The 16,401-nt window shown below is 31.9% G+C and carries 18 protein-coding genes; 7 read left to right on the plus strand and 11 right to left on the minus strand.

All coding sequences use genetic code 11. The features are described from left to right. Window positions 1–45: 45 nt before the first annotated feature. Window positions 46–747, minus strand: coding sequence for a ribose 5-phosphate isomerase A (locus tag BDW31_RS03600; protein ID WP_053021403.1), 702 nt, complete (start codon window positions 745–747; stop codon window positions 46–48). A gap of 159 nt (window positions 748–906) precedes the next feature. Between BDW31_RS03600 and BDW31_RS03605 the strand changes: the two genes are divergently transcribed. Next, a complete protein-coding gene (locus BDW31_RS03605) occupies window positions 907–1,560 on the plus strand; it encodes an MOSC domain-containing protein (RefSeq protein ID WP_110709180.1) in 654 nt (217 codons plus the stop codon). Window positions 1,561–1,630: 70 nt separating this feature from the next. Here BDW31_RS03605 and BDW31_RS03610 read toward each other — a convergent pair whose 3' ends face one another. The 4 genes from BDW31_RS03610 to BDW31_RS03625 form a co-directional block, all read right to left on the minus strand. After that, window positions 1,631–2,641 carry an aldose epimerase family protein gene (locus tag BDW31_RS03610; protein ID WP_070442487.1) on the minus strand — a complete coding sequence of 337 codons (1,011 nt, stop codon included), beginning with the start codon at window positions 2,639–2,641 and terminating at the stop codon, window positions 1,631–1,633. A 30-nt stretch (window positions 2,642–2,671) separates the two neighbouring features. Continuing rightward, window positions 2,672–2,998, minus strand: coding sequence for a YnfA family protein (locus BDW31_RS03615; RefSeq protein ID WP_011275042.1), 327 nt, complete (start codon window positions 2,996–2,998; stop codon window positions 2,672–2,674). A gap of 202 nt (window positions 2,999–3,200) precedes the next feature. After that, entirely contained in the window at window positions 3,201–3,950 is a 750-nt protein-coding gene (locus tag BDW31_RS03620) for a hypothetical protein (RefSeq protein ID WP_110709182.1), read from the minus strand. Next, entirely contained in the window at window positions 3,943–4,140 is a 198-nt protein-coding gene (locus BDW31_RS03625) for a helix-turn-helix transcriptional regulator (RefSeq protein ID WP_037535858.1), read from the minus strand. The genes BDW31_RS03620 and BDW31_RS03625 overlap by 8 nt, the downstream gene beginning before the upstream one ends. A 213-nt stretch (window positions 4,141–4,353) precedes the next feature. Here BDW31_RS03625 and BDW31_RS03630 point away from each other — a divergent pair, with 213 nt between their 5' ends. Together BDW31_RS03630 and gltS are read left to right on the plus strand one after the other, a co-directional pair. Continuing rightward, the gene (locus BDW31_RS03630; RefSeq protein WP_110709184.1) at window positions 4,354–4,962 is read left to right on the plus strand and encodes a DNA-3-methyladenine glycosylase; all 609 of its coding nucleotides are present in this window, start codon (window positions 4,354–4,356) and stop codon (window positions 4,960–4,962) included. Between the two features lie 287 nt (window positions 4,963–5,249). Beyond that, the gene (gltS, locus tag BDW31_RS03635) at window positions 5,250–6,461 is read left to right on the plus strand and encodes a sodium/glutamate symporter (protein ID WP_053025216.1); all 1,212 of its coding nucleotides are present in this window, start codon (window positions 5,250–5,252) and stop codon (window positions 6,459–6,461) included. Window positions 6,462–6,569: 108 nt separating this feature from the next. On the opposite strand, the gene fni is transcribed toward gltS, so the two are convergent. Both fni and corA read right to left on the minus strand, forming a co-directional pair. Continuing rightward, the gene (gene fni, locus BDW31_RS03640) at window positions 6,570–7,619 is read right to left on the minus strand and encodes a type 2 isopentenyl-diphosphate Delta-isomerase (protein WP_037549931.1); all 1,050 of its coding nucleotides are present in this window, start codon (window positions 7,617–7,619) and stop codon (window positions 6,570–6,572) included. Window positions 7,620–7,663: 44 nt separating this feature from the next. Beyond that, entirely contained in the window at window positions 7,664–8,611 is a 948-nt protein-coding gene (gene corA, locus BDW31_RS03645) for a magnesium/cobalt transporter CorA (RefSeq protein ID WP_070581997.1), read from the minus strand. Between the two features lie 120 nt (window positions 8,612–8,731). Between corA and BDW31_RS03650 the strand changes: the two genes are divergently transcribed. Then, window positions 8,732–9,208, plus strand: a complete 477-nt coding sequence (locus BDW31_RS03650) for a thioesterase family protein (RefSeq protein ID WP_053025214.1) — start codon at window positions 8,732–8,734, stop codon at window positions 9,206–9,208. A 2-nt stretch (window positions 9,209–9,210) separates the two neighbouring features. Next, on the plus strand, window positions 9,211–9,606 hold the full coding sequence (locus BDW31_RS03655) for a hypothetical protein (protein ID WP_053025213.1): 396 nt from the start codon (window positions 9,211–9,213) through the stop codon (window positions 9,604–9,606). A gap of 184 nt (window positions 9,607–9,790) precedes the next feature. Here BDW31_RS03655 and BDW31_RS03660 read toward each other — a convergent pair whose 3' ends face one another. Then, window positions 9,791–10,690 (minus strand): alpha/beta hydrolase fold domain-containing protein, encoded by a 900-nt coding sequence (locus BDW31_RS03660; RefSeq protein WP_110709186.1) that lies wholly within the window; start codon window positions 10,688–10,690, stop codon window positions 9,791–9,793. Window positions 10,691–10,885: 195 nt separating this feature from the next. Between BDW31_RS03660 and BDW31_RS03665 the strand changes: the two genes are divergently transcribed. Further along, entirely contained in the window at window positions 10,886–11,533 is a 648-nt protein-coding gene (locus tag BDW31_RS03665) for a hypothetical protein (protein WP_053025211.1), read from the plus strand. Window positions 11,534–11,656: 123 nt separating this feature from the next. Here the strand turns inward: BDW31_RS03665 and BDW31_RS03670 are convergent, their stop codons facing one another. Further along, window positions 11,657–13,711 (minus strand): DHA2 family efflux MFS transporter permease subunit, encoded by a 2,055-nt coding sequence (locus BDW31_RS03670; protein ID WP_053025210.1) that lies wholly within the window; start codon window positions 13,709–13,711, stop codon window positions 11,657–11,659. 12 nt (window positions 13,712–13,723) lie between these two features. After that, window positions 13,724–14,371: an HlyD family secretion protein gene (locus BDW31_RS03675; protein WP_053025209.1), complete on the minus strand. Its 648-nt coding sequence runs from the start codon at window positions 14,369–14,371 to the stop codon at window positions 13,724–13,726. Between the two features lie 128 nt (window positions 14,372–14,499). Here BDW31_RS03675 and BDW31_RS03680 point away from each other — a divergent pair, with 128 nt between their 5' ends. Then, window positions 14,500–15,051 (plus strand): TetR/AcrR family transcriptional regulator, encoded by a 552-nt coding sequence (locus tag BDW31_RS03680; RefSeq protein ID WP_070581987.1) that lies wholly within the window; start codon window positions 14,500–14,502, stop codon window positions 15,049–15,051. A 113-nt stretch (window positions 15,052–15,164) separates the two neighbouring features. Here the strand turns inward: BDW31_RS03680 and tcaB are convergent, their stop codons facing one another. Further along, window positions 15,165–16,373: a putative multidrug effflux MFS transporter TcaB gene (tcaB, locus tag BDW31_RS03685; RefSeq protein WP_053025208.1), complete on the minus strand. Its 1,209-nt coding sequence runs from the start codon at window positions 16,371–16,373 to the stop codon at window positions 15,165–15,167. Window positions 16,374–16,401: the final 28 nt, after the last annotated feature.

The raw sequence follows: 16,401 nt of genomic DNA on the forward strand, positions 1-16,401 counted from the left end.
ATAGCCAGAAAATGAATTTTTCTAAGTTCATTTTCTGGCTTATTTTTATTTATTTAAGTTAGATTTTTTTATGAATTTAACGCCATTTTGTGTACCTACTATAACTTGATCAGTTATATTTAAAAAATATCCAGTTTCTATGACACCTGTTAGATGAATTAAATACTCATGAAATTGATATGGGTCAATCTGTTTATTTAACTGACAATCTAAAATGTAATTGCCATTATCCGTTATAAATGGAACATCATCACTCATTCGACGTTCGGTAATAACATCATCATAAGCTTCAATTTTTTTAGCGATATGGAACCAATTGAACTTATCTACCTCTACTGGCAGTTTGAAACTTTCACCTAAGTAATTTACGAGCTTGCTTTCATCTACTAAAACTACAAAACGATGAGCCATTTCATCTATTACTTTTTCGCGAAATAGCGCTCCACCACCGCCTTTAATTAAATTGAGATTAGCATCCACTTCATCAGCACCATCAATTGCTAAATCAACATGACCAACATCATTGATATCAACAACATTAATATCTAGTTTTTTTGCAATAAATGCACTTTTATTAGAAGTACACACGCCAGTAATATTTAATTGTTCTTTGTGAATTCTTTCAGCGAGCTTTGGAATAAGCAATTCAATGGTACTACCCGTTCCAATTCCTAGCACCATATCATCTTCAATTTGAGCTACAGCATCATCTACTGTCATGATTTTAAGTTCTTTAGAATCTTTCATTTAACTGTGACCCCTTTTCAAATATACTCACTCATTATTTTACATGACGATCATACAAATACCTAGTTCAATATTGGAAATTATTTTATCATTTGTCTTATGTTTTAATTATTAATATAATATAATTTTTCTTAACACCTTAACTAAGGGGGCATAAATATGATTTCAGTATGTGCAATTTCAGTAGGACAAATTAAACAATTAGATTACGGTCAAAAGAGAGAAATGTTGTCTGCTTTGAATAAATCTCCTATTTCTAAAACAATGTGGTTATCAAGAACTGGATTTGTTGAAGATGAACAGGCATATAAAGACCATGGTGGTCCACATAAAGCAGTATGCTGTTTTAGCAAATCTCATTATCAAATGTATAGAAATGATTTAAATACGCTTCCTGATTACGCAATGTTTGGTGAAAATTTAACTTTGGAAAATTTAGATGAATCAGACGTGTTCTTTGGAAATCAATATCGTTTAGGTGAAGCAATTTTAGAGGTATCTGAAATAAGAGAACCTTGTTGGAAAATTCAAACAAAGTACGGTATAAAAGACTTAGTTAAAAGAATGTCTACTAGTGGAAAAACAGGCTTCTATTTTCGAGTGTTACAAGAAGGATATGTAGCTCAAGATGATGATTTAGAATTAATTCAGTTGGCAGATGAAGCAACTCGACTTTCTGTACAAGAGCTTAATGATATTTACTATAATGATCGTAAAAATTTATCTCGACTGAAGTATGCGCTACAAAATCCATATTTATCTGAAATGCGTTTAGCTAAATTACAAAAGTTATATGATAATGCAATGAAATAAATTCTATTTAGCATAGGATAAAGCGGGTAAATCATAATGACGATGTACCCGCTTTGATGCTTTTTTAATTTTATTTTTCTGATATATGATAAGTTGTTTTAGAATAAAAATGCTCGTTAGGTTTTAAAATAGAGTTTGCTTTATTACCATACAAATTAATATCATTAGGTAAAAATTGTGTTTCTAGAGATATACCTGAGTGTGCTTTATAAATATTAAAATCACTATCCCAATCTTTCGTATCATTAAATGTATAAATGACAACGTTCGGCATAGATGATGTAACATCTAATTGAAACTCATCATTTTCAATGAAGAATTGTTGATTTCCAACATCAAAAGGGTGATCTAATCCATTTCTAGAACCAATTTGCTCTTTAAGTAGTTCATTATCAGAATTAAAAATATCACTAAAAGATATACTATTTGTTTTAAAGATAGCTAACAAATCAATTGAATTAGTATTCTCAATAAGGTTGTTTCGATCAATTGGATACATATTTAATTGCTCACTCTTAATTTTATGATTATATATAACATTATTGTCTCTATTCAAATTAAAATAAACATGATTAGTTGGATTAAATAATGTATCTTGATTTGTCTGTGCTTCATATTCTACTGTCCAACGGTGTTCGACGTCATAAGTATGTATCACTTTAATAGTCATATCCCCTGGATACCCATCTTCCATTGACTTTAGTTGAACTGTAAAAGTAACCTTAATATTCGTGATATTATCTTGAATGTCGTAATTAAAAAGTCTTTTATCTAAACCATTACTACCACCATGAAGGTGATGTACATTATTATTAGCTTCTAATTGATATTCCTCATCGTTCAAATGAAATTTGGCATTTCCAATACGTCCAGCATAACGACCGATAGTAGCACCAAAATGATACGGATTTGATGGATAAAACTCATCCGCTTCAACTCTATTTCCTAATACAACGTTGTTATCATGGTACTTCCATGATACGATGCGTGCACCGAAATTTGTGAACACAATATTGGTTTCATCGTTGTCAATTTTAATTAAGTCAATACCATGTCTTTGCTTTTCTACTTCAACTATCATTACTTACGTCTCCCTCTTAAACACGCTTAATCAGGTTCTGCTCGGTAATATCATAACGCATACACCAATAATACAGATGCATGCTCCAATTAAATCGTACTTATCAGGTGCTTGTTTATCGACAATATATGCCCAAATTAAACTCATTACAATAAACACGCCACCATAAGCAGCATAAACACGACCGAAAGTTGGAAACGACTGGAACGTTGCAATGACACCATACATCATTAATATAACGCCACCTATAAATCCCAACCAACTTGATTGTCCTTCCCTTAACCACAACCAAATTAGATAGCCACCACCAATTTCACAGAGACCTGCTAATAAAAAGATAAAGATTGAATAGAGCATTGAAATGACCTCCAACTTGTAATAAAGTTATCCTCATTGTATCAATGCAATGATACCTTTATCTATTTAAATTTTAAGCACTGACTTTTTCACGTACATATTGTTACACTTTTTTTATTAATATTCCATAGATTTTATATAAATTAAAAAATGAAAACGCTATCTATTAAAATTTTTAATAGACAGCGTTTGCGTAACACTTTTATTCATGAAGTGTGCTGCGAATTTGTTTGTTTTTAAGTTTGAGAATCAATAATTCAACGACAATGAATATGGTTGTAATAAAAGCAACCAATGGCATTTGTTGCATGATTAATTCGATGAATATATCAATGATACACACAATAGTTAATCCGATTGTTATCCAAATAAAATTAGTCGCATGTACTTTTAATATGACTAATTTCTGTTGTTCATCTGCATATCTATAATTTGGGATTAAATTTATTACACCTTTAGGTGACGCACCACAATTCTCTATGGTAGGTGTATCCATTTCTGTATATTTAATTCGCTTATCATCAAACATACATAATGCAACAACTACACCTACTCCTAAAATAAGCCAACTCGGTTCAAACACCCATTCATAGTTACTTGTATGATTAATGTTCGGTGTTACTATGTTAGCGATGAGAACCAAATAAACTATCCACAGAATAAGATAAACAATTCTTTTTAATTTAGAATGACGATTTAGTTTTGATTTATCGCTAAAGTCATGTACATAAATATGAATATCATCAACTGTTTCTGAATGAATTGTTAATTTACAAACAATAACAATTAAAAGTAATAAACTACCGATAAAAAATGGTGAAAGAAATTGCCGTTGCAAGTCGTTAAACATTGCAAAAGCAATGATAGCACATAAGAAATTTAAACTTAAAATGCCAAGTTTAGCTTGCAATGTAATTTTTTCTACTTGCAAAGCTTCATCATTTTTAGTCATTCTCTACCTCCCAGAATAAATCATTCAAAGTAACACCTAGCGTCTTAGCTATATTAATACATAATTTTAATGACGGATTATACTTATCATTCTCTATCATGTTAATGGTTTGACGTGATACTCCAACTGATCGTGCAAGTTCTAATTGCGAAATCTTCTTTGCACCACGATAAACTTTGACTTTATTCATATCTCCACACTTCTTTCAACATCCCATATTATTCATCATAACGATATAATGCCAATATCGTCAAATATATATGACACTTATATTTAAGTCTTTAAATTCTTGGTTAATTTCAATTATAATTGCAATCATAGTATATTTTAATTGTGTTATACCAGTCTAAGCTTCAGCTTTAATTATCAGTTATTAAATTTTCAAGAGGAAGAAGGTGTTCATGTGGATTTTGTATCAAGACCAACGACTGAAACCGCTAAAGCGTTATTAGGTGTCAAAGTCATGTATGAAGACGAATTTCAAACGTATAGTGGCTATATTGTTGAAACAGAAGCTTATTTAGGTTTTACAGATCGAGCAGCTCATGGATTTGGAGGTAAGCAAACGCCTAAAGTGACTTCACTTTATAAAAGAGGCGGCACCATTTACGGACATGTGATGCACACACATCTATTAGTGAATTTCGTAACTCAAAACGAAGGTGTCCCTGAAGGAGTACTGATTCGAGCTATTGAACCTTTAGATGGCATAGAAATGATGAAACATAATCGTAATAAGTCAGGATATGAATTAACAAATGGACCCGGAAAATGGACAAAAGCGTTTAATATACCTAGAGCAATTGATGGTGCCACATTAAATGATTGTCGCTTATCCATTGATACTAAACACCGTAAATACCCTAGGTATATTGTTGAAAGTGCTAGAATTGGAATACCGAATAAAGGCGACTGGACTAATAAACCGCTACGATACACAGTTAAAGGTAATCCATTTGTTTCACATATACGTAAATCAGACTGCCTAAACCCAGATGAAACTTGGAAATAAAGAAAAAAGACATTCTAGAAATTTTAATCCTTAGAATGGGCCTTTATGACTATTTCTAAATTGTTTAATATCAACAAATCTATTTTCATAGATATTACAAATTAATATTCCAATTAGTTTTTTATCTTTTTATAAACTTATTAAAATTTCGTATTATATAAAAACCATAATACCTATCCTAGAAATCTATATTTCTTATATGTATAATGTTATATATGGGGATTTATAGCGCTTACAAGAAGTGCTATTTAAAATTTTTTAACTCGTTTATAAAGGGGGCTATATAAATGGAAATAGATGCGGTCACAACACTATGTCTTGCCTGTCTTTTATTTTTACTAGGTGAATTCATCGTCAATCACGTTTCATTTTTACAAAGAATTTGTATACCACCTCCCGTTATAGGAGGATTACTATTTGCAATTCTAGTTGCAGTCTTAGATACCTTAAATATTATTCAAATTAAATTAGATGCTAGCTTTATTCAAGATTTCTTCATGATGGTATTCTTCACTACTATTGGATTAGGTGCATCTTTTAAATTATTTAAAATTGGTGGGAAAGTTTTAATACTTTACTTTGTATGCTGTGCATTTCTGGCAATATGTCAAAATTTCATTGGGATCTCATTAGCTAAAGTATTACATATTAAACCATTGTTAGGTTTAACAGCTGGTTCAATGTCAATGGAAGGTGGACATGGGAATGCAGCGGCTTATGGTAAAACGCTTGAAGAAAGTTTTAATATTGATTCAGCTATTACTGCTGCACTTGCAGCAGCAACTTTAGGCTTAGTATTTGGTGGATTAATTGGTGGACCATTAGTAAAGGCACTCATTAAACGCTATAACCTAAAACCTGAAAACAGCGATGATTCGTTTAAAGATTATAGTAAAGTAGAATCTAATGAAGTGCTGCATCGTAAATATCAACCTACACAAGTATTTTTTCTACAATTAACAATTATTGCACTGTGCATGTCATTAGGTACATGGATAGGTGATCAATTTTCTAATTTAACTGGTCAAAGTTTACCTATGTATGTAGGCTCAATGTTTGTAGCAGTTGCAATTCGAAATGTATCGGAATATGCGAACATACAACTCATCGATTTAAAACTGATTGATCAAATTGGTGATGTAGCTCTAGGCTTATTCTTATCACTAGCACTGATGAGTATTCAACTTACTCAAGTATATTCACTTGCATTACCTCTTATCGCTATCGTTTTAGTTCAAGTCTTATTTATATCATTATTTGCATTCTTTATACTATTTAGAGTGCTTGGTAAAGACTATGATGCTGCTGTTATGGCTGGTGGATTTATAGGTCATGGTTTAGGGGCTACACCAAATGCGATGGCAAATTTAGATGTAATTACTAAAAAATATGGTAGTTCACCAAAATCATATCTTGTCGTTCCTATAGTTGGAGCTTTCTTAATTGACTTAGCAGGTGTACCTATCGTTATGGGCTTTATTAATATTTTTGGAAACTAAAGTTTTATATCATGCATTATAAAAAAGCAAGTTGGGAGTCCAAACTCTCAACTTGCTTTCTTTGTATAATTTATTAATGCGAATTATGGTTGAATGACCTATTCAATATTACCCTCTATGAATGTCTAAACCGCGTTGTTCAATCCATGACATTAACTTATGATCGAAAACGAACTTACTTTGTTTTAATTCACTAATATCTCTTGCATTTAACATTGTCATAATTGATTTCGTATGTTCAATAAATGACTCAACATACTCAATCGTTGTCGTGATGCCCCCATTTTCAACTTGATTTAAGAATGGTCGAGACATACCTACAGCTTTAGCCCCTAATGCTAGACTCTTAACAACATCTAGAGGCGTACGTACACCACCACTAGCAAAGACATTAAGTGAATCTTGATAAGCTGAACTTTCAAGCAATGACTCTACAGTTGACTGTCCCCAATTTGCAAGATAGTCCATATCTTTATTTGAACGACGCTCATTTTCAATTGTGACAAAGTTTGTTCCACCTTTACCACTTACATCAACGTATGTAACACCAACATCAATTAAATCTTTATATAGTTCTTTGCTCATGCCGAAGCCAACTTCTTTAATAATAACTGGAACATCAACACGTTGAACAATAGCTGCTACATTATCTAACCAAGTCGAGAATTCACGATTTCCTTCAGGCATCACAAGTTCTTGTGGTGCATTCACATGAATTTGTAAAGCCTGTGCATCTAATAAACTAACCGCTTCTACGGCTTTATCTACAGGAACATCGGCACCAACATTACTAAAAATTATACCTTCTGGATTGGTTTGACGTGCAATACTGAATGATTCCGCCATTTTAGGATTTCTCAAAGCGGCATGTGTAGAGCCTACAGCCATTGCTAATCCAGTTTCTCTAGCGACAACTGCAAGTTTCTCATTAATTTGTTTTGTCCATTCACTGCCGCCTGTCATCGCATTGATATAAATAGGGTATGTCATATCAAAATCTGTTATTTGACTTGTTAAGTCTACTTCATCTACATTTATGCTAGGGATTGAATGATGCACGAATCTCACTCGATCAAAGTCTGATTGAGGTGCATCACTTTGAGCCATTGCTATTTCAACATGTTCATTTTTCCTCTGTTCTCTTTGAAAGTCACTCATCTTTGTACCTACCTTTGCTTAAATTAATAAAGTTTCATAATATATTAGAACCATTTTTTTCTTTTGAAAAAGATAATCAATGCAATAGCTATAATTAACATGACGATCATACAAATTGGATAGCTATATTGCCATTTAAGTTCTGGCATATATTCGAAATTCATGCCATAGACACCTGCAATAAATGTCAAAGGTGAGAAAATGACTGAAACCAATGTTAATACTTGCATGATACTATTCATTCGAAATGATGAATAAGATTCGAAGTTCTCTCTTATTTCATTAGCCATCTCCTGTGATGTTCTTATGATATTATTTTGCTTTATAAGATGGTCATCGATATGTTGAATATACATCGAATGCTTACTATCTACAATCAATTTACCTTCAGTTTTAATTGTATTAACTAATTCTTGCATAGGGAATAATACCCTTTTAATTTTGATTAAATCAGATTTAATTTGAAAAACATTATCCATTATTTTTTTACTTTGAGTATCATCTACATGTGCATCTTCAAAGTTATATGTTTTATCCTCAATTGTATATACGAATTCAAAATATTTATCAACCATCATATCTAAAATATGTATCACTATATCTGCACAATCCAAGTCTGAATCATGATGTTGTGCATTCATTTTAGCCACTTCATTTAACGATTCAAAATGTTTGTGGTGATATGTAACAAGTACTTTCTCACTTAAAAATACATTTAAAGAAATTGGAGAAAAATCATCTTTGTACATACTGTGAAATACTAAATATTGATATGATTCATAGGATTTATATTTTACACGTGGCACACCTGTAATGGCGTCTTCTAACTCTAAATAGTTAAATTCAAATTGACTTATTAAATAATCATTCTCTGCTTGTGTTGCATTTTCAAAATCAAACCATACAATTGTTGCTGTTTCAGGAATCTCCTTCACACTATCAACTTGAGTGAGCGATTGATTTTTAGTTTGATATCGAATTGTCATAGTCATTGTTACGTTTACCTCCTACATAACCATACGTCTTTCATTCTACCATGAATTAAATCATGTGTATGTGTTATTTTTATTTAGTAAAATAGAACTATCAATATATGAGCGAGGTCTTTAGTAATGAGTAATCCTGTAATTATTAATAAAGTGGTAGAAACAAATCAAATTGATTATAACAACCACATGCATGACTCAGAATATAATAAAGTGTTTAGTGAAGCTGTAAATGAATTTAACTACACGCATGGACTTTCTTTAAAGGAACGTGAGGTACTTCAATACACAATGTTCACTTTAGAAGAACATACGACGTACCTAGCAGAGTTATCACTCAATTCAGCTTACCGAATCGAAGTTTATATTTATGATTATGATTATAAACGTGTACATTTCTTTTTAATGCTTTATACAGATGAAGATGAACTAGCTGCAACTAACGAAGTTATCATGATGGGAATTGACAGTAACAAACATAAGTCTGCTCCTTTTCCAAGTGATTATCATCAAAACATTGCTAATTATTATAGTCAACAAGGTACTATTGAATGGCCTAAACAATTAGGTCATCAAATAGGAATACCTAAAAAGGAGAACTAAAAATGGTATCACAATTCCGCAATCAACTTTTAGAATTATTATATGATTTAAATGATGAGCTTAAAGTAGACTTAATAGAACTCAATATTACTAAACAATTATTTATGAATGGTCCCAGTCAGGAATTGCTTAAAAGAGCATTTAATATTAGTTATTATCAAGGACAGAAACAAGCTATTGAAGCATTACAAAATATCGTTGCATCAGAGGAAAATGAGGAAATTTTGAAACATTTATTAAATGACTATGCAAGTCAATTTGCGAACTTATCATCTAATTTAGTGAATTTGTTAAATCAACAAGATGTATCTCAAATAGATTTGGCACAAGGCATAGACAATTATTATCATAACTTAGGTCAACAAACGGTTATAACTAAAGTTCAAAATTTAATTTAAATTTTGAACAATGAAGTTATTCATATTTCATGATTTGAAGTGACAGAAGACGAGAACTCATCTTCAACAAAAAGAACTGAGAAGGAACAATTAAATGCCCTTCTCAGTTCAATTACCTACGTCATATCTGCTAAGTAGACTTAGAGTACTTTTTTATATCAAACTATGTTTTGTTTGATGTTAATTAAGCATCAATCGTCTTAGTAATTTGTTTAATTACTTTGTGTGACTCACTTATAGGGAATAAAGGGAAATCGTGGAACATTTTCGGATACTCAAAGAATTGAACTGGTTGTCCCTTATCCTCCAAATTATATACAAAACGCTTCATATCTGGATGATAAATTTCTCTGCCACCACCGAATAAAACGATAGGTGGTAAATCGTGTAGTTGTCCATAAATTGGTGATATTAATGGATTAGCTAGTGCTTCTCCTTGCGTCCATACATTGAATATACGTTGTAAACCATCCCTATTGACGAAACGGTCTTTATTGCTTAAATCCTTAGTTATTTCAGGATTAGTCAATGTTGCATCCAACATTGGTGAAAGTAGATAAACTTTATTAGGTAATGGTTGATTATTAGCCACAAGTTGTTGAACGTAACTTAGTGCTAATGCGCCCCCAGTACCATCCCCCATAATAACGATATGCTTGGCATCCACTTCTTCTAATAAAGATTGATATATCCCATCGATTGCTTTAAATGTGTCTTGAAAGTGGTGTTCTGGTGCTTTAGGATAAATTGGCAACACAACTTCATAAAGCGTACTAAGTGCAAGTTTATCCATAAACCTCCAATGAAATGGTGAGGGTTGTAACGTATTATAACCACCATGAATATAGAGAATTTTCTTTTTTGTTTCATGACGAAAATTAAATCTAAATACTTGCATATCATTGTGTGACAACTTATCTAAATTAGATTTAACATTTAAACTTGAAGGTTGCTTATGCTTCGCTTGATTAATATCTTTTCTTTTATCCATGAACTTATCGAAATCTGAATCATTATCAAACATTATTGAACGAATGTGCAGTAAGTATCGATTGATGATTCGATTAACCATATGTGATCTCATAAAATTCTACCTACCTTAATTAATAATAAATTACTTAAACGTCATTACATTTAGCACAAAAAGCGATATAATGAAAACTATGTTCAAAAAAATCATGATTAAATATTTAATATAATATTGTTAATTGCATATTAAATTCAGTATAAATTAGTCAATCTTAGAAAACAAATGAATTATAGAAAAGGAGTTAGAAAAGTGTCAGAAAGAAAAACAACACAATATGATAATAAATCTCCTATTGATAATCACAACGATCTTCGTTCTAATCGTAACAACCGAAAAAGAAGATCTTGGGTGAGTTTAATTATCCAAATCATAATTTTCATATTAGTAGCTATTACGGGTTATAGTATGTACAAACAACCTATCTTTAATTTAGCATTTGCTAATCAACCCATTAGTTACGGTCAGATTAAAGGTTTTCAGTATACGGTTACACAAATAGGTACACTTAATATTAATTTAAGCCAATTAGCTAATCTTGAAGATGTGGCCAATCGTCTCGTATTTGTTTTTAATATATTTTTCATTTTAACAATTGTAAGTTTAGTTATCACTATTTTGACTATTATCTTCAATCGAACTTTATTAAAGATTTTAAATTTTATTGTGATTTCAATATTATTGATCATGTCACTGTATTTCGGATATGCAATACAAGTAATTGGTCAACGAATTGCTGATAAACTACAAAGTTTCTCGTTAAATGTTTCTGCTAATCAAATTATTAGTGAAGCGGATGCTATTCATAATGCGCTTATTTTATTAGTATGTAGTCTAGCTTTATTAATTGTTAGTTTCTTTTTCAGAAATCGAAAAATGAACCATCCTAAAATCAAGTAATATATTTTTTGCCATTGTAGACGTAATCATTTAGTCACAATGGCTTTTTTCTAATAAAAAAAGTATCGATCACACTTAAAGAAGTGTACCGATACTTTAAAAATAATGTCCCCCAACATCATTTTATTTAAATTTATTACTTTCTGCATTCATCATTCTTTCATGTTCTGCATCAGCGCCTTTTTTACCTTTTAAGAATAAACTTAAAATAAATGCTAAGACTGCTAATCCAGTCGCAATCCAGAATGCATCGTTAATGCCTTCGATATATGCAAGCTGATTTACGTATTTTAAGATAGCTTGTACTGCTTCAGATTGACCACCATATTGTGCCGCCATTTGACGGACGTGGTCTTGGATCACAGGATTTGTTTTATCTAATTCATCTGTAAACGCACCAACATGATTTGTTGTTTGCGTCGTCATAACAGTAACAAGAATCGCAGTACCAATTGAACCAGCTAATTGTCTCATCGTGTTTAGGAATGCATTACCATGAGAAATAAGTCTTGGTGGCAGTGCGTTAATGGCCGCTGTCATAAGTGGCATCATTACAAACGCCATACCGAATGATCGAATCACATAAATACTCATTATATGAAGATATGATGTATCCATATTTAATTTAGTAAGTTCCCATGTTCCGTAAGCCATTACAGCTATACCAAACAATGCTAAAGGTTTTAAACCAATTGTATCAAGTAGCTTACCAGTAATTGGTCCTAATATACCCATAACTAATGAACCAGGAAGTAATAACAGTCCTGAATCAAGTGCTGAGAAGCCACGTAAATTTTGTAAGTAGATTGGTAATAAAATCATACCACCGAATAAACTCATCATAACAACCATGTTAATGATAGTTGTTAGTGTAAATGTTGATGATTTCAACACTTCAAGATTTAACATTGGCGCTCTCATTGTTAATTCACGAATGACGAATGCAGCAATGAATATCGCACCAATTATGAACATCGTTACGATTTCAGCTGAACCCCAACCTTTATTACCGGCTTCACTGAATCCGTATAATAGTGCACCAAATCCAATCGTACTGTAGACGATACCTTGATAGTCGGCTCTTGGATTTGTTGTTCTTTGATATAATCTGAACCAGAAATAACCGAATATCATTGCAGCAATTCCTAGGAAGAACATACCATAGAACATAACGTTCCAATGATAATTTTGAACGATGTAACCTGATAAAGTTGGTCCAATAGCTGGCGCCAATATCATTGCTATACCCATTGTTCCCATTGCAACGCCACGTTTTTCTGGTGGGAAGATTGTAACGATTACGTTAGAACCTAATGGCATTAACACACCAGCACCAATGGCTTGTAGTACACGTCCACCCATCATCATAGGGAAGTTATTAGAAAGTGCACAGACTAGTGAACCAATAGTGAATAATAAAAGTGCAATAATAAACAACTTACGATAAGAGTATTTATTAAATAAGAATGCACTTATTGGAATTAAAATACCATTTACTAACATGAATCCTGTCATCAACCATTGTCCAGTTGACGCAGAAATATTGAATTCTGTATTAATCTTAGGCAATGCAACGTTTAATAACGTTTGGTTTAAGATGGCTATAAACATACCAAACAACATTGCTGCTAAAATTTTATTTCTTGTAATCCCTTTTCCAAAAACAAAATCTTCTTTTTGTTTCTTAATACGTTCGTTTACACGTCCTTCTTGAGAATCAGGATTAATCGGTTCATAAATTGAATCCTTAGGTAGATGTTGATTGTTTACATCATCATCTTTTTTGTCATCCTCAGTAGCATCATCAGCATAATGTAAGGAATGTGATGCTTGCTTTTGCTCAGGATGTATTTGCTCTGATGCATGATCTTGCTGATCTTGTTCATTCTCGAAATGATTTTTTCGTTTATCATTTTCAATGTGTCTATCTTCAGAGTTCGTGTGACGCTGTTTATCATCGTCTCTTTGAGAATCTTGCGTGCGATTCGACGCTTTATCTCGGTCTAAGTCACTGATTTTAAATTTAGATGGATTACTTTGACTTTTAGATTCTTCATTTATGTGTTGTCCCTTAGCTTGGTTCTTACGTTTCTTACGTGATTTCAACACAAGAACGTTAACTAAACCAACTAAAATGACCGCTAAAACAATATATCCAACAATGAAGGTCGTTGTCATTCTATGACCTCCTTAGTCTTTATGAATTTTTACTTCAGCGTTCATTCCAGGAACAACATTTTTAGATGGTGCTGAATCTAAAGAAATTTTAACTGGTACTACTTGAGATACTTTAGTGTAGTTACCGTCAGTGTTAGATGATGGCATTAATGAGAAGCTAGCTGCAGTTGCTTGGCCTACTTCTTCAACTTTACCGTCAACGTCAGAATCTTCACCGTCGATTGTTACGTCAACTTTGTCGCCTTTTTCTACACTGCTAACATCTTTTTCGTCAATATTTGCTGTAATATATAAATCATCTAAATTGTAAGCATAAGCAATTGGTGAACCTGCTTGTGCAACTGAACCTTCCATACCACTTGTTTTAACGATAGTTCCGTTTTTTGGCATTTTGATATCCATTGTTTGTGACTCACCGCTTTGGCTTTGACCACTCACTTCTGCTACTTTGTCACCTTTTTTAACTTTGTCCCCTTGTTTTACATCAAGAGATTTAATTTGACCTGAAGTTGGGCTAGAGATTTGAATTTGTTCTCCATCAACTTTGGCATTATCAGTTGTTACAAAGCTTGTAGCATTATGATATAAGTAGAAACCTACAATACCAACTACAACTAGAACAACGATTGTGATGATATTAATTAACACCATTTTCTTCATTGAACATTTCCTCCTATTTGCTTTTCAAAATCACTTTTAATATTATAAAGACATATAAATAAAATTAACACCAACAATTATTAGTAAATTGTCGGCTAAATGAAGTACAAGATAAATCAGGTGACAAGATGAAGCAAAACGCTAAATATAAAATTATAAAAAGTTTAATTGATTTATTAGAAATTTATCCCTTCGAAAATATATCTATAAAGATGATTTGTGCAAATATTAATGTCAATCGGTCAACTTTCTATGATCACTTTCAAGATAAATTTGACTTGCTATCAAAAATCCAAAATTATCATTTGAATAAATACGAACACTTACTCAACACATTCTCTTTTAATTTTGATAATATTAAAAAAAATCCTGAAAAAGTTTATAAATTCTTCCATATTATTCTAAAATATATCTATAGAAAAAAAGCGTTTTACCACGCTATTTTTATTTCCCATCCAAATAAAGAATTAGTTATGGAATATATTGATATTACGAAACAGTATTACACGAGAATTTTAGGAGAAAATAATACAACCATTCAAAACGTGCCTTTTTTTATAACTTATACAATGAGTGGTCAAATAGGTGTCATTTTAAATTGGTTAAGATTAGGGTGTCAAGAACGCCCGGATGAAGTAGCAAGTGCATTACTAGCTAATACTTTAAAAGTTCAAAGATAGTTGTATTTAGCCAATGAAGAAGCCATTAATTGAGTTAACTCGATTAATGGCTTCTTCACTTTGATACTGTATTTAATTGTTTCATCGTAGCATAGTAATTAATTTAATTTCTTTTATAATTTGTCATGTTTAAATACTTTAATATTTAATAATTGTAAAATGATAAGTAAAATTGCTGTGAGACTAATAATAATGATATAAGGCATACTGTTATATTCACCTTTTAGATTAACAAGTGGTGTCACAAGGCCGCCTAATAAAGATTGTAATAATCCCAATAAACTTGATGCGCTTCCGCTTCCGGTTGTACGTTCTTCCATTGCAATTGAAAATCCTAATGTCGCGACGCCTGTAACTGGCGCCACTAAAACGATAAAACCTATAACTAATAACGCAAAATGCCAATGATTTATTAATGTTAATGACACAATCACAACGCCAAAGATTTGGATAATTGTAAATGCACGTAGTAGCACTTGTGGGTGAAAATAGTCTACTAATTTTCCAGCAATCTGACTCGCAATAATAAGTGTGATTCCCACTCCTGCAAACATCCAACTAAAGTGTAATGGCGAAACACCATATATTTTTTGAACTAAAAATGGTGATGCAGAAATGTAACTAAATAACATGATGAATGTAACGCCTTGAATGAGCATTGGTAAGACAAATCGTGGTGTTGTGAGTAGACTTTTAAAGTTACTAAAAATCACATTCACTCCACTGCTATCACGATTTTCTACCGATAAAGATTCAGGAACTTTAAACAATGAACCTAACACCATTAATACACCAAATAGCGTTAAAATGACAAAAACCATTCGCCAAACAGCAAAACTCAAAATTAAGCCCCCTAAAGCTGGCGCAATCACAGGTGCTACTCCATTAACTAGCATGAGCAGTGCTAAAAATTTAGTCAGTTCATTTCCACGATACATGTCACTAGCAATCGCTCTTGATATAACAGCTCCAGCGCCTCCAGTAAACCCTTGAATAAATCTAAGAAATACCATAATCCAAATATTTTCAACGAAGACAATACCTAAACTTGCTAAAGCAAATATAATCATTGATATAACTAGTGGTTTCTTTCGCCCAATACTATCGGATATTGGACCTACAATCAGATTACCTAACCCTAAACCTATCATAAATAAAGATAAAGTTAGTTGTGCATTAGCAGTAGTCGTATTAAAATCATTTTTTAATTCTGGTAGCCCTGGCAAAAACATATCTATAGATAAAGCACCTATAGCAGTTAAAGCACCCAATATAATAATAAATAACGGTGAATTTTTCTTTTGCTTTTGCTCTATATCCATTATATTATCCCACCTTTTTAGGTTTCAT

Source organism: Staphylococcus sp. AtHG25, from assembly GCF_003217445.1.
Classification (GTDB): Bacteria; Bacillota; Bacilli; order Staphylococcales; family Staphylococcaceae; genus Staphylococcus; species Staphylococcus haemolyticus.